Annotated in this window: 8 protein-coding genes; 2 read left to right on the forward strand and 6 right to left on the reverse strand. The window is 61.4% G+C overall.

Annotated features, from left to right (window positions below):
• Positions 1 to 173: 173 nt before the first annotated feature.
• Positions 174 to 5,153, forward strand: a complete 4,980-nt coding sequence (locus BLR69_RS07680) for a dermonecrotic toxin domain-containing protein (RefSeq protein ID WP_232000962.1) — start codon at positions 174 to 176, stop codon at positions 5,151 to 5,153.
• Positions 5,154 to 5,199: 46 nt separating this feature from the next.
• On the opposite strand, the gene BLR69_RS07685 is transcribed toward BLR69_RS07680, so the two are convergent.
• On the reverse strand, positions 5,200 to 7,575 hold the full coding sequence (locus BLR69_RS07685; protein ID WP_071493134.1) for an efflux RND transporter permease subunit: 2,376 nt from the start codon (positions 7,573 to 7,575) through the stop codon (positions 5,200 to 5,202).
• Positions 7,576 to 7,591: 16 nt separating this feature from the next.
• Positions 7,592 to 8,632 carry a WD40/YVTN/BNR-like repeat-containing protein gene (locus BLR69_RS07690; RefSeq protein WP_172832152.1) on the reverse strand — a complete coding sequence of 347 codons (1,041 nt, stop codon included), beginning with the start codon at positions 8,630 to 8,632 and terminating at the stop codon, positions 7,592 to 7,594.
• A gap of 307 nt (positions 8,633 to 8,939) precedes the next feature.
• On the opposite strand from BLR69_RS07690, the gene BLR69_RS07695 reads away from it, so the two are divergent.
• Positions 8,940 to 10,055 (forward strand): Gfo/Idh/MocA family protein, encoded by a 1,116-nt coding sequence (locus tag BLR69_RS07695; protein ID WP_071493132.1) that lies wholly within the window; start codon positions 8,940 to 8,942, stop codon positions 10,053 to 10,055.
• Positions 10,056 to 10,125: 70 nt separating this feature from the next.
• On the opposite strand, the gene BLR69_RS07700 is transcribed toward BLR69_RS07695, so the two are convergent.
• From BLR69_RS07700 to BLR69_RS07715, 4 genes are read right to left on the reverse strand one after another with little or no spacing between them, the layout of a single operon-like run.
• Complete coding sequence (locus BLR69_RS07700) at positions 10,126 to 11,829, reverse strand: AMP-binding protein (protein ID WP_071493131.1); 1,704 nt, start codon at positions 11,827 to 11,829, stop codon at positions 10,126 to 10,128.
• A 31-nt stretch (positions 11,830 to 11,860) separates the two neighbouring features.
• The gene (locus tag BLR69_RS07705) at positions 11,861 to 13,159 is read right to left on the reverse strand and encodes an acetyl-CoA C-acetyltransferase (RefSeq protein ID WP_071493130.1); all 1,299 of its coding nucleotides are present in this window, start codon (positions 13,157 to 13,159) and stop codon (positions 11,861 to 11,863) included.
• Positions 13,156 to 14,046 (reverse strand): MaoC/PaaZ C-terminal domain-containing protein, encoded by an 891-nt coding sequence (locus BLR69_RS07710; protein WP_071493129.1) that lies wholly within the window; start codon positions 14,044 to 14,046, stop codon positions 13,156 to 13,158. Before BLR69_RS07710 ends, BLR69_RS07705 begins: the two co-directional genes overlap by 4 nt.
• Before the next feature lie 3 nt (positions 14,047 to 14,049).
• Positions 14,050 to 15,393, reverse strand: a complete 1,344-nt coding sequence (locus BLR69_RS07715) for a 3-oxoacyl-ACP reductase (protein WP_071493128.1) — start codon at positions 15,391 to 15,393, stop codon at positions 14,050 to 14,052.
• Positions 15,394 to 15,500: the final 107 nt, after the last annotated feature.

The raw sequence follows: 15,500 nt of genomic DNA on the forward strand, positions 1-15,500 counted from the left end.
GTTGGCGCTGTCTGTTCATACACAGAAACACACGTGCAAGCGCGGTACGGCAAGGTTTGGCTAGCGTGTCGGCGATGCTTCGACACAGTTCAAAACGCTTTTCCAAAACCCTCGCTGCATCCAGCTTGTACTTTCCCTGGCGTTCATCAACCCGACGCCAAGGAAGTGCCTCTATGCCATCCGTACAACCTGCCTATCAACCCTCCCTCTCCCTATTGACGCCCACGCTGCCGGCCATCGACAGCCGTGCCTCCGTCGCGCCACCGGCGCCCCTGGTGCCGTCGACCGCAGCAGCGAAACCCAGACGTGCCCGCCCGCCCATCCCAAGCCTGGGGTCGAGGGCCATCGCCCAGCTCACCTCAGGCACGCCGGCAACACTTGTCTCACCCGCCCAGGTGGTGGCTGACCAATTCGCTACACGGCCAACGGTACGTTCGGTGGTGGCCGCCCTGCTCAATGAAGCGATCAGGCATCGACACCCCACGCTGGATTTCGACAGTGCCACGACCTCGGTGGCCATTGCGACACAATCCAACCCGCTGAAGTACCAACTCAGGCCACTGGTGGACCTGGCGCTTGAACATCTGGCATCCGGCACCGAACTGGACTTCAGCGACCGTTTCGGGGAGCCGTGCAAGTGGGTGAACGCCACCACCGGCAGCACGCTGAGTTTCGTCGACAGCACGGGTAATCGTGCAACGCCCCTGGATACGCAGACCGTCGAATTGGCCATCGGCAGCCTGAAATCCAGCCTGAAGGACGCCTACGCGCAGGCACTGAGCCAATATTGGGGCCAGGGAGCAGATACGTCCGCCAGCCGCTGGCGTTGGCTCAGCGACACCCTCTGCGACACCCTGCGCATCGAGGGCCTCAAGCAGCCGGGCCTGGATGAGCGCCAGCGTGCAACCCTGGATCAGGTCACACGCTACCCCGAAGCCAGTGAACGAACCCGTGTCCACGGCGCGAACGCCGCCAAGGTGTTCACCCTCGACTCCACCATGAAACACGCCCAGACCAGCGCCAGCGTGCTGAGCCCGGACCTGTTGATCACCCACGAGGTCGACGGCCATACCGTCGTGCTACTGGTGACGAGCGCGGGCGTTGTCACACCCTATGATTCCCTGGAGCAGTTTGCCCTGGCCTGGGAACGTCAGCTCAGCACGCAGTTCCAATTCGATCACTTGAGCTGGACGCGCATGGAGCCCGACGGCAATATTTTCGATACCCAGGCTGCCATTCTCCTGGACCGTCAGCTGCAGAACCTCAACGCAATCAAGCTGCCGGCCCAGGGCAGTGCGACCGATCTTGAACAATTGTTTTCCCAAGCCACCGATACTGCCGCGTGGTTCAGCACAACCTCGCCGCTGCCGCCCGAGCGGTTGGAGCAGTTCAAGCGCAACCTGCCCCAGTGGCTGACAAAGGCCAGCGAATCCGACCGCTTTGCCTACCAACGCCATATCCTGGATCTGGCCAGCAGCGTGCGACGCAACCAGGGCCGCAACTTCCTCACCGACATTCCGGACCTGCGCACCTACGCCGAACAACAACTCGACGCAGAATTGGCACCCAAGGGCTACACCGCCAACGACCTGGAAATCACTTTCAAAGTCCCCGTGGGCAACCTGGGCAGCGGCTATATCGAACCGATCAGGATGAGCCTGGTGGACATGGCGCTGGAGAATCTATCAGGCCTGCCCAAGGGGGCCATGGACATTCGCTTGCGCGGGCAGCCGGTGAGCGATCCCCAGATGGCGCAAGCGCTCAAGGACCTGATCAGCAAGGTCGACATCGGCCAGCACTATCCTGCCCTGCTCAACCAGCAACTGCTCAGTGACACTGACCAGGCCCGGGAACGTGCCGCGCTGTTCTGCGAACAAGTACCGATCCAGCTGGTCATGCAGGCACTGGAACTCAAGCTCAAGGGGCAAGCGGGGATCAGCGCGAAAGGCTACCAGTTTGTCGAAGCCATCGTTCAGCCCGGCGCCGGTGCGCGCCGGGTCGACGGCCAGGAAATCACCGTGCGTCCCCTGGCGTTCCTGCGCAAGCCGGGAGCCACGCCGGATGTGGCCGCCAACCTGTTCCTGATCGAACCCGTGGACCCCGCGAAGGGCCCGCACATCCTGTACGGCCCGCAACTTTCCCCGAGCTTGCAAGAGTTTCCCAGCAGGGATGCGCTGCTGGCCGCGATCCAGAAGCCCGGCCCACTGCAACAGAGCATCCTGGCCTGGTTACCGGACGAAAAGACCCGCGCAGTCTACGGTAACGGCGGGTTCAAGACGCCCAACATCGCGCGTTACGGCGTGTTCAATGAATTCGACGCCCCGAGCCAACCCGCGCCCACCACCTTGGCGATCGACGGTTATCCGGCGGCACAGCAACTGCACCGCGATTTACAGGACGGCGACCTGATGAACCATCTGTTCAATGCCAACGCTCACAGCCTGGTCACGCTGGCCGATAGCCAATCCACCTCCGACGCCCAGAGTCGTTGGGCGTCCTACAAAGAGTTGGGTTGGCTGCTGTTCAATACGCTACTGCCGGTTTTGCGCGGTCCTGGCGCGATGGTGGGTTGGCTGCTGCAACTGGCCAGCATCGAGAACGACATCAAGGAAGCCAGTGAGCCGACCCCCCGCGACCCGGCAGCCATCATGGTCGACCTGCTGGTCAACGTCGGCACTGTGTTGAGCCACACCGCCGCCAGGACCAAGCCTGCACGCCCCGTAGGCGACGTGCTCTTTGCGCAACGCAAGGACGTCGAGATTGCGCTACGTCGCACCGACGCCGTCAGCCCTCCCTCGCAAATATTGGTCGAAGAGAATGACCCGGTGTCCGCCCGCGGATTCATCGACAGCCGGCGGGCATTTGACTTTGCCTTTTCCAGCCCGCGAGACCTGAGCCCTGCCCAATGGGCGCACTTGCAGACATTCAGCGTGCCCGCCCCTGCCGAGCCAGGCACACCGATCGCTGAAGGGGGCCTCAAAGGCCTGTACCGCATTGATGACAAACTGCATGCGCACATCGGCAACCAATGGTTTCGCGTGGCGCGGGACCTGGACGGCGTGTTCGTGATTGATCAGCAGGACAAGGCGCGTACAGGGCCGCCCTTGAAGCAGGATAATGCTGGCCGCTGGGATTTCGACCTCGGCCCCAAACTCAGGGGCGGCATGCCCAAAGGTGCGATCGCACGTGCGATGGATGAGAACCGCAGGGCTACGGAGCTGAAAGCTGCCGAATTCAAACAACACGCTACCAAGTTGGGAGAAGCCACGACAACCTATGTCACCGTAGTGAACAAGCTCAGCGAGGACCTGATTGGGTACGAAGACGCCAGAAAGAGACTCAAACAGATATGGAAGCTCACCCAAACAGAAGGATCAAACGGACGTTTTGACGCTCAGTATGCGGAACAACTGCGTACCACTGAGGCACTCAAAAGCAAGGTCGACCAACATCTCACCCAGCTCGAACCCACCCTTGCTGAACTCCTGATGCATGGCAAAAATGCCATCAACATTCTCCGGCCCCGAAAAATCGCTGGCATCGATGACCTCAAGGACTACAAGGAGCGACGTTCGAACCTTTACAAGGGCATGTTCAGAGCTTTGAACAACTCGATTATCGTCTACCAACGACTGCTCGCTGAGAGCAAGGCATTCACACCCAGTGGCGAACCCATGAGTGAGCTGGTTCGAGAGCTTCGGTCGGGTTCCGAAGCGGCGTACCAAAAAATCATCGAAGGGACGAAAGCGGTTTATCAGAACCGTGAAAACCTGTGGCAGGCCAAGCAAGCCCTCGCGACGCTAGAGGAAGAGTGGCGCAGCGACTCGTCCTTCGCAGCCAAACAAGTCGAACAGTACCTTGATAGTACCCATCGCCAGCGCCCAAGCCTGGAGGTGTTCGAGGAAAAGCTAACAGCCTTGAAGAGCCTCAAGTTACTCAGCGTCAATCGGTTTGCCCCAATAAAAGAGGAAGGCGCTCAGTTTTACGCAAATCGCTTCCACAAAACGTCGCTGGACGCAGTGAATCGGGCGTTTATGGACCTGCGTGAATATAGCGGTTATACGCTCGATGAACGCAAAGCGTTATTGCAAACCATCATCGACACCTACACACAGACCTTGCGCGACAGCACGGCCCTATCCGAGACGAGCCCTGATCGGTGCCGCCCCGAGTACCAGAATGTGTTCCACCAACGACTGAACGAATTCATCGCCGCTGCCGAAAGTGATCTGACCGATGTCATCCGGGAAGAACTGCAACTGACGCCCACCCAACCCACGTACAAGAATCGCACGCCCAAAGCAAAGAACCAGCGGGTATTCAAAACCCGTGACAAACAGACATTGATAGGCACGCTACGTGAGCCCGGCAGCGCGCCGTTCAACATCGTTGATGTGAAAGACCCACAAACAGGCGAAACCCTCACCAGTTACAGCGAACATGTCGGCGAACGGGCATGGGTTGAGATGAAGGAAGGCCAGCCGTCCGAGCCCCCGCGTCCTCGTCCGCAAAAATCACTGGCGACCTACAAAAAGGAAGCCGCCGCAGTGATGGCGGAAGCTGCGAAGAACGAAGCTTCGATCGAGTTTCAGAAAAACAAACTCAAAGATGCCAAAACTCGAGACACCGTTGATCCATTGGACTGGCACGACATGCTCCAACCTCAGGCCGACACGTTGCGAGAACTGGCCCAACAAGCTGAGACCCACCAGGGAATGCGCCCGGAAACCGCTGCAGTCGTGGCCCGCTGGAGAAGCGAGGCGGATGAGTTACAACGTAAAGCGCGGCAGTATGCGGCGGATGGCTATTTCGTAGTGAAGCCCACGCCGGAGAATGTTGACTTCCTCTGGCGCAACGGCTTCGTCGATATCAACCTGGTGCGTCGCGACATACCCACCGCAAGCGGTGACGTTTTTACCGAGTACGCGGTCAGGAAAAAAGGCACTCTTGAGGTGCTGTGGTACGCGCACTTCCACTACCCGCAACCCGAATCGCCACGTGATGCTTACACGGCGGCCCACCTGAAGATACCGTCCCAGCGCTACCTGACCCAAAGCGACCTGGTCGACCAGCTAGGCCCTGCCGGGGCGGGGGATTTTATCCGTGCGAAAATTGGCGACCCACTGGATAAGAAACTGTTCCTGAAACTGTAACCCGCAAAAAAGCCGCACCCTGTGCGGCTTTTTCAAACGCGACGACTCAGTGCGCAAACAACGAGTTGCCCTTCTGCCCCGCCAACTTCTCCGGCTTGATCAGGAACCGCGCCAGCGCCGGCAACAGCCACAACGCACCGAACATGTTCCACAACAGCATGAAGGTCAGCATCAGGCCCATGTCGGCCTGGAACTTGATGGCCGAGAAGATCCAGGTGCACACGCCGATTGCCAGGCACAGGCCGGTGAACAGTACAGCTTTACCGGTGGATTTGAGGGTCTGGTAATAGGCTTCTTGCAACGGCAAACCGGCACGCAGGAAGCTTTCCAGGCGGCTGTAGATGTAGATGCCGTAGTCCACGCCAATCCCCACGCCAAGGGCCACCACCGGCAAGGTCGCGACCTTGACGCCGATGCCCATGAACGCCATCAGCGCATTGCCCAGCACCGAGGTCAGCACCAGCGGCAGCACGATGCACAGGGTCGCGGCCCAGGAGCGGAAAGTGATCATGCACATGGTCGCCACGCACAGGTACACCAGGATCAGGATGGTCAGTTCCGACTCCTTGATCACTTCGTTGGTGGCCGCTTCGATCCCGGCATTACCGGCGGCGAGGATGAATTCCAGGCCGTCCTTGTTGTTCTCCTTGGCAAAGTCCTGAACCGCATGCACCGCACGGTCGAGTGTCTCGGCCTTGTGGTCGTTGAGGAACACCAGCACCGGCGCCAGCGAGCAGTTGTTGTTGTACAGGCCATCGGCACGGGCGATGGAGTTGTTCAGCACGTCCGGGTTGCGCGACAGGGTTTCCCATTTCAGGTTGCCCTCGTTCATGCCCTTGATCATCTGCTTGGACACGGTCACCAGCGAAATCGCCGACTGCACGCCCTCGGTGTTCTGCATCTTCCACATCAACTGGTCGATAGGCGCCATGGCCTCATAACGCGAGCAACCTTCAGCCTTGGTCTTGACCATCACCACCAACACGTCGGAACTGGTGGAGTAGTTGCTGATGATGAAGTTGTTGTCCTTGTTGTAGCGCGAGTCCGGGCGCAGCTCCGGCGCACCCTGGTCAAGGTCGCCGATCTTCAGGCTCTGGCTGTACCAGAGGCCGCCACCAAAGGCGACAAGCGCCAGGGCGATGGAGATCGGCGCAACTTTCGGGTTGGCAAAATTCGACAGCAGGCGCCAGAACGAATGTTCGCGATTCGCGTCTTTCTTGCTCTTGGCGATGGCACGCTTGCTGATGCCGACATAGGAGATCGCCACCGGCAGCAGGATCAGGTTGGTGAACACGATCACCGCCACGCCGATGGACGCGCCAATCGCCAGTTCGCGGATCACACCGATGTCGATGATCAACAGCGTGATGAAGCCAACCGCGTCGGCCAGGATTGCGATCATCCCCGGCAGGAACAGTTGCCGGAAGGTGCGCCGGGCGGCGGTCAGGGCGTTGTCCGCCTCGCTGGACTGCAGCGCGATGCCGTTGATCTTCTGCACGCCGTGGGAGATCCCGATGGCGAAGATCAGGAACGGCACCAGCATCGAGTACGGATCAAGGCCGAAACCGAAGAAGTGCATCAACCCCAATTGCCAGATCACCGCCACCAGCGTGGTGCTCAACACCGCAACGGTGCTGCGCAGGCAGTTGGTGAACCACAGCAGCAGGATCAGGGTGATAACGAACGCGATGCCGAAGAACATCACCACCATGACCAGGCCGTCGATCAGGTCACCGACCTTCTTGGCGAAACCGACGATGTGGATCTTGACGTTGGGGTTCTGGGCTTCGAACTTGTCGCGGATCTTGTCTTCCAGTTCGTGGGAGAACTTGCGGTAGTCCAGGGCCAGCAACTTGCCCTGGTCCTGCGGGTCCGGGTAGGACTCCAGCAGCGGAATGTCGACGATGCTCGACTTGAAGTCGTTGGCCACCAGGCGCCCGACCTGGCCGGATTTGAGCACGTTGTTGCGCAGTTGATCGAGACTTTCCGGCGAGCCGTTGTAGCTCTGCGGGATCACTTCACCGCCAGCAAAACCCTCTTCGGTCACTTCGGTCCAGCGTACGCTGGGGCTCCATAGCGACTTGAGCCCCGAACGGTCGACGCCAGAGATGTAGAACACCTCGTCGTTGATCTGCCGCAGGGTCTCCATGTACTCCTTGGTAAAAATGTCACCGTCCTTGGCCTCCACCGATATGCGCACCGTATTGCCCAGGTTGGCCAGGTCGTTGCGGTGTTCCATCATCTTTTCGATGAAGGGGTGCTTGAGGGGGATCATCTTCTCGAAGCTGGTGGACGGGCGAATCAACGTCGCCTGCCAGAACAGGAAAATACTCACCAGCAGGCAGATGACGATCACCGCTGGCCGGTTGTTGAAGATCAGGCGCTCAAGAAAGGTTGCTTTATCGTTGTGATGACTGCTCATTCTTTCCCCGCCCTTATTATTGTTTTACGAGTTCGGCGCCGTTGGGCGCGGCGACGCGAACGCCACCCTGCCCCGCCAGAATCAAGTTGCCGTTGCCTGCCGCCGTGACGGACGACAGCGAAATGCGGTCCGGACGGTTGAACACGCTGAAGGTCAGGCCATCGTCATGGCTGACCACCACGCTGCCACCGTTGCCCACCACGACGATGGAGCCGTCATCCAGCAGGGTCGCGCCCGACAAACCAAACTCCAGCGCTCCCCGCGCCGCGTTCAATTCGACCGGCTCCCAGGTACTGCCGAAATCCGTGGAGCGGTACAGGTTGCCGCGCAAGCCATAGGCCAGCAGCGTCTGCGCTTGGGCAGTGCCGATTACACCGAACAACGAGCCCTCGTAGGGGCCTTCGAGTTTTTCCCAGGTCTGGCCGTCATCGCTGGAGCGGAACATGCTGCCCTGCTCGCCGACGATGAACAGGCCGGCATCCTTGATGTGGGCGATGGCGTTGAGGTGATACTGGTCTTCGTTGTCGAGGCGGTCGCTGACGTCGTTCCAGGTTTTGCCGCCGTCGGTGGTTTCGATCAGCGCACCGTACGCACCCACGGCCAGGCCGTGGTTCGCGTCGTTGAACCACACATCGAGTAAAGGTGCTTCGCGCTTGAGGTCCTGGTATTGCTGGGTCCAGGTGGCGCCGCCGTCGCTGCTGGCCAGGATCTGCGCATCGTGGCCGACCGCCCAGCCTTGTTTGTCATCGACAAAAAACACCGCCGTGAGCAGTTGCCGGGTGGGGACTTTGGCTTGGGTCCAGGTGCCGCCCTGGTCGTCGGAATAGAGGATGTGCCCGCGATCACCGACCGCCACCAGGCGTTTGCCCGCGTGGACCACGTCGATCATCAGGCCTTTGGCGGCCTTGGGGGATTCAATCGCAAACACCGGCGTGGCGGCGGTATCGCTGGCGGCCAGCACCGGCGTGGACAACGCACCACCGACCAGCAACGAGAGCGCTGTGGCCAGCAACGCAACCCTGCGTGCGGCGTGTGGGCGGCAGACAACCCAACCCATGACAGGCTCACTCATAGACCTTTCTCCCATTTATTATTGTTATCGCTCGCCTTCCGGGGCCTTGAAACCTGCAATCTAGAGCGCCTGGAGGAAGCAGGGGCCATCCTATCGGGCTTTCGAATCGTCTGACAATCGGCGCTACGTTATCTTTTGTTAACTGAAGGCATTTGGCCCCATGGTGAATGTAGCTGCATTCGCCGGGGTGATTGCCCGCACCAAAATGAATTTTTATTCTATCTATTGAATTATAGGAATTTTTATTCCATTAATAGCCACTCTGAAAACAATAATCCAAAGGACCACGGCGATGCGTGAACTCGGAATCGGCTTGATCGGCACAGGCTTCATGGGCCGCGCCCATGCATTGGCATTCAATAACGCCCGTGCGGTATTCGAACTGCCGGTACTCCTCAAGCTGGCCGCCCTGGCCGATGCCGACAGCGAACGCGCCCAGCGCTGCGCCACCGCCTGGGGTTTTGCCAAGGCCCACGGCGATTGGCAGGCGCTGATCAATGATCCGAACGTCGACGTGGTGGCTATCACCACGCCCAACCATTTGCACTACCCCATGGCCATGGCCGCGATTGCCGCGGGCAAGGCGGTGTACTGCGAAAAACCCCTGGCCGTGAGCCTGGAACAGGCCGACGCCATGCGCCGCGCCGCCAGTGCCGCCGGGGTGGTGACGCGGGTGGGCTACAACTATCAGCACAACCCTATGATCACGCTGGCGCGGCAGATGATTACCAGCGGCGACCTCGGCGAAATCATCAGCTTCCAGGGCGAGTTCAGCGAGGACTTCATGGCCAACCCTGCCTCCCCGTGGTCATGGCGCTGCGAAGTCGAACATGCCGGTGGCGCCCTGGCGGACCTGGGCAGCCATTTGTTGTCGATGGCCCGTTATCTGGTGGGGGATGTGACGAGCGTATGTGCCGACACCCAGACCGTCCACGGCCAGCGCCCTGCCATCAACGGCAGCACCGAGCTGAAATCCATCGCCGTGGATGACCAGGTGCACGCCCTGCTGCGTTTCGCCAACGGCGCACGTGGCACGGTCAGCAGCAGTTGGCTCAAGCACGGCTACAAGAACCACCTGAGTTTCGAGATCAGCGGCACGAAAGGCACCCTGGCCTTCGATCAGGAACGCTTGAATGAATTGCGTGTGTGCCGCGCAGGCCAGGACGGCTTCCAGCGTTTGCTCGCCGGCCCTGCCCTGCCGGGTTATGCGGCGTTCAGCCCGGCGGCGGGGCATCAGTTGGGGTACAACGAGCTGAAGACGCTGGAGGTGCAGGAGTTGATGCTGGCGCTGGCCGGTCAAGGTACAGATGGCACCGACTTTGAGGCAGCGTGGGAAGTGGAGCGGTTGGCGACGGCGATTCGTGTGGCGGCCAGAGAAGAACGCTGGGTACACATCGAAGAAGTTTAACAGCCCCGAACCTTGTGGTGAGCGAGCTTGCCTCGCGCGGGGCACGCCCGCTCACCACAAAAAGCAAAGTCTAGCGCAGTGCCCGGCGCAGGACTTTACCGACGGTTGTCTTGGGCAGCTCAGTAGTACGGAACTCCACGAACTTGGGCACCTTGTACCCCGTCAGGTATTCACGGCAATGCGCCAGAATCTGCTCCTGCGTAAGGTTCGGGTCCTTGCGCACCACGATGATTTTCACCTTCTCCCCGGTCACGCCATCTTCCACCCCAATCGCCGCCACTTCGCCCACACCCGGATGCAACGCCACCACATCCTCGATTTCATTGGGGTATACGTTGAAACCCGACACCAGGATCATGTCTTTCTTGCGGTCCACCAGGCGGATATAGCCGCGCTCGTCCATCACACCGATATCGCCGGTCGACAACCATCCCTCGGCATCCAGCACTTCGGCGGTCGCCTCAGGGCGTTTCCAGTAGCCCTGCATCACCTGCGGCCCGCGCACTTGCAATTCGCCCTGCTCGCCGATATCGGCCAGTTCGCCGTCTTCGCGCATGAAGCGCACCCAGGTCGACGGCAAGGGCACGCCGATGCTGCCGGTGAACTCCATCTCACGCATGCGCGCAATGTTGATCGGGCTGATGCTCACCACCGGTGAACACTCGGTGAGGCCGTAGCCCTCGATGATCGGCAGCCCGGTGACTTCCTTCCAACGCTTGGCCACCGCCGTGTGGGTGGCCATGCCGCCGGCGATCACCATGCGCAGGTCGGAAAAGTCCCGCGCACAGAACTCCTTGCTCTCCAGCAAGCCGTTGAACAAGGTGTTGACCCCAGCAATGCCGTTGAAACGCTCCTTGCGCAGGATCATCTGCACCCGTTTCACGTCCCGCGGGTTGGCGATCAGGATGTTGCGCCCGCCCAGGCACATGAACATCAGGCAATTCACCGTCAGGGAAAAGATGTGGTACAGCGGCAACAAGGTGACGTTGGTTTCCTGCTTGTCCTGGTCCAGTTGGTCACCCACCCACGCCTTGGCCTGCAGCAGGTTGGCGATGATATTGCGGTGGCTGAGCATCACGCCTTTTGCGTCGCCGGTAGTGCCGCCGGTGTATTGCAAAAAGGCCAGGTCGTCCAGATGCATCCCCACTGGGAAATGGTTGAGTGCCCGCCCCTGTTTCAGCACCTGGTTGAAGCGCACCGAACCGCGCAGGTTGAACGCCGGCACCTGCTTTTGCACACGGCGCAGGATGAAGTTCATCGCCGCGCCCTTGAAGGTGCCGAGCAGGTCACCGATGGCGGCGATCACCACGCGCTTGACGCTGCTGCCGGTGATGACTTTTTCCAGGGTGTGCGCGAAGTTCTCGAAGATCACCACGGTTTCCGCGCCGCTGTCCTTGAGCAGATGCTTGAGCTCATGGGCGGTGTACAACGGGTTGACATTGACCACTACCGCACCGGCCAGGATCGTGCCCAGCAGGCAGATCGGGTACTGCAAGCAGTTGGGCATCATCAGCGCCACGCGATCGCCCTGCTTGACGCCCTGTGCCTGCAGCCAGGCCGCAAAGGCGTACCCTTGCACCTGCCAGTCGGCATAGGTCATTTCGGTGCCGATACTGACGTAGGCCACCCGCTCGCGAAACTTCTCCAGGTGCTCCAGGAATACCTCGCGCAACGACGGGTAGTCCTCGATACCCGCATCGATATCCGCCGGGACGCCAGGCAGGTAAGCGTTCAACCAGATCCGTTCGGTGTGTTCCAGGCTTACAGCATTCATGGCAGTCTCCTTGTTGTTGTTTTTGATAGAGCTACTTTTCGACGATGGCGGTAATGCCCAGCCCGCCTGCCGCGCAAATCGAAATCAGCCCGCGCCCGCCACCGTTCTCATGGATGATCTTGGCCAGCGCCGCCAATTGCCGGCCACCGGTGGCGGCGAAGGGATGTCCGCAACCGAGCGAGCCACCGTTGACGTTCATCTTGGCGCGGTCGATGGTCCCCAGCGGAGCCTCCAAGCCTAGACGCTCGCGGCAGTAGTCGGCGTCTTCCCAGGCCTTGAGCGTGCACAACACCTGGGCGGCGAAGGCCTCGTGGATCTCGAAGAAATCAAAGTCATTGAAACTCAGGCCTTCGCGCTGGAGCATGCGCGGCACTGCGTAGGCCGGGGCCATCAGCAGGCCTTCGGTGCCGTCGACGAAGTTCACCGCGGCGGTCTCGCCGGTACGCAGGTAGGCCAGCACCGGCCAGCCGTGTTCGGCGGCCCATGCCTCGCTGGCCAACAACACCACCGAGGCGCCATCGGTCAGCGGCGTGGAGTTGCCCGCCGTGAGCGTGCCGTCCTGGCGGTCGTAAGCCGGGGCCAGGCCGGCGAGTTTCTCCAGGCTGGCGTCGGCGCGCAGGTTGTTGTCCTTCGCCAGCCCGCGATGGGGGCTGATCAGGTCGTCGAAAAAGCCGCGCTTGTAGGCCGCTTCCAGGCGTTGGTGGCTGGTGAGGGTCAACTCATCCTGGGCCAGGCGCTTGATCTGCCAGCGCTTGGCCATTGCTTCGCAGTGCTCGCCCATGGACAAGCCGGTGCGTGGCTCGCCATTGCGCGGCAGCAACGGTTTGAAGAACATCGATGGCCGAACCTTGAGCAACGTCTTCAACTTGGCGCCCATGCCCTTGGCGCGGTTGGCCGCGAGCAAGGTGTGGCGCAGCGATTCGTTGATGCCGATGGGTGCGTCGGAGGTGGTGTCGGCACCGCCGGCAATGCCCACCTCGATCTGGCCCAAGGCGATCTTGTTCGCCACCAGCAAGGCCGCTTCCAGGCCGGTGCCGCAGGCTTGCTGCACGTCGTAGGCCGGCGTGTCCGGGGACAAGGTGGTGGAGAGCAGCGACTCGCGCGCCAGGTTGAAATCCCGCGAGTGCTTGATCACCGCCCCGGCGGCAAACTCACCCAGGCGCTGGCCGTGCAGGTTGTAACGGTCGACCAGGCCCTGCAGCGCGGCCACCAGCAGGTCCTGGTTGCTGTCGTGGGCGTACACCGTGTTGGAGCGGGCAAACGGGATGCGGTTGCCGCCGATAATCGCCACGCGGCGGGTCGGCGGCGGGTTGAAGCTGTAGTCACTCATCGAACGCTCTCATTCCAAATGAATAGGCCGCGCATATGGGGTTTGTCGCCGGCGCAGTTGCGCACTTCGAATTCACGGCGCGGGCCGGTCACAGGGTGATTCCACAGCGCCACCTGGCCAGGCAGGAAGATCGGCAGCTTGAAGTCGCAATGGGCCTCGGCCTGGTCCAGCCCGCCGGGTGGTTGCTGCGCGGCGAGCGCTCGGCCCAGGGTCCACATGCCATGGGCGATGGCGCGGCGAAAACCGAAGAGTTTCGCGCCGATCAGCGAGGTGTGAATCGGGTTGAAATCCCCCGACACCTTGGCAAAACGCCGGCCCAGGTCGGCGGGCAACACCCAGCGTTGGGTGCGCAACAAACCCTCTTCCTGCAACGGCAACACGTCGTCCCATGGCTGGCCGACCGGGTCTTTGACGTCGCGGCGCAGGTACAGGCTTTCGCTCTCCCACGCCAGGGCGTCGGCGCCATAGGCACGCGTGGCGATGCTCAGCGCCTGGCCCTTGGGATGGGCGACCCAGCGCTCGGCATACACCTCCAGGCGCAAGGCCTGGCCCGGGTGCAGGCGCTGGTGCTGACGAATGCGATTGGCCAGGTGCACCATACCGCTGGCCGGGTACGGGAAGCTTGGGCGCGTCAGCAGCATCAGGTGCAGCGCAAAGGCCAGCACATGGGGATAGGACAACGGCACGCCCTGCTCACGGCGAAAACCACAGGCGCGGCCATAGGCCTCAATGTCGGCGCCGGACAGCTCCGCCGCCGCGCGCACCAGCCGCTCTTTGGGCAACACCGGCGCGCCGTCGAGCTTGGGTTTGCGCAAGGCGCGCATGCCGTCCAGCAGCAAGCGGGTGCGCGATGGCGGCGGGTCGATAATCTGCGTCACATAGTCCATGGCTCAGGCCCCCAGCAGGCTTTGCCCGCACACGCGTACAACCTGGCCGTTGACCCCGCCGGAAGCCGGGTGTGCCAACCAGGCGATGGTCTCGGCCACGTCAATTGGCTGCCCGCCCTGGGACATCGAGTTCATGCGCCGCCCCGCTTCGCGGATCATCAACGGGATTTTTGCGGTCATCTGGGTCTCGATAAACCCGGGCGCCACTGCGTTCACCGTGACCTGCTGCGCCGCTGCATGGGATGCCAGGCCTTGCACCAGGCCAATCACACCGGCCTTGGAGGTGGCATAATTGCTCTGGCCGAGGTTACCGGCAATGCCGGAGATCGACGACACGCACACGATGCGCCCACCGGGATTGAGCCCCTGGTTGTCCAGCAACGCCTGGCTGAGTTGCAACGGTGCTTCGAGGTTGACCGCCAGCACGCTGCGCCACGCTGCTTCGGGCATTTTCGCGATGGTTTTGTCACGGGTGATCCCGGCGTTGTGCACCACCACATCAAACGCGCCGTATTGGCTGGTGTGGGCCTGCAACAACGTGGCAGCGTCCAGGGCGGTGATGTCCAGCGGCAAGGCGGAACCGCCAACGCTGGTGGCGGCTTGCTGCAAGGCGTCTTGCGCCTGGGGCATGTCCACGCACACCACATGCGCACCGTCTCGGGCAAGCACCTGGGCAATCGCCAGGCCGATGCCACGGGATGCACCGGTGACCAGGGCGCGGCAGCCGGCGAAGGGTTTGTCCCAGTTAACGGAGACGTGGCTGTCTACCGGTTGTTCCAGGCGCACCACTTGCCCCGACACATAGGCCGAGCGGCGCGACAGGAAGAAACGCAAGCTGCTGTCCAGTGCTTCTTCGGCACCCGGCGCGACGTAGATCAATTGCACAGTGATCGCCCGGCGCAGCTCTTTGGCCAACGAGCGCACCAGCCCTTCAAGGGCGCGCTGGGCGATGGCCTGGGGCAAGTCCTGGCAATGTTCCGGCGCAGTGCCGAGCACCACCACACGACCATGGTGGCCGATGCGTTTGGCGTTGGCGTGGAAGAATTCATACAGCTCGTCCAGCTGTTGCAGATCGGCCACGGTGGTGGCGTCAAACACTGCGCCCTGCACCTTGACCGTGGACGGCGCCTTGGGCGTGGCCGGGGTGGCGATCACTGTGTCGGTGGCCGCGAACACACGCTGCACTTCAGCGGCCAGGCGCCCTGCCCCGGCGACGATCACCGGGTTGACCAAGCCGTGCTGGCCGCTGCGGTGGCGTTGCAGCGGCAGCGGTTGCGGTAAACCCACGGCCTGGGCCAGGCGACGGCCCCAGGGGGAATTGACGAACGAAAGGTAGCTGTCACTCATAGATAGATCCACTCACCACACATACTTGCCGTGTAAACCCGGTCTGTGTGGGAGAGGGCTTGCTTCCGATAGCAATCTATCAGTCAACGATTCATTGGCTGAACCAC

It is taken from the genome of Pseudomonas azotoformans (genome assembly GCF_900103345.1).
Taxonomy (GTDB): domain Bacteria; phylum Pseudomonadota; class Gammaproteobacteria; order Pseudomonadales; family Pseudomonadaceae; genus Aquipseudomonas; species Aquipseudomonas azotoformans.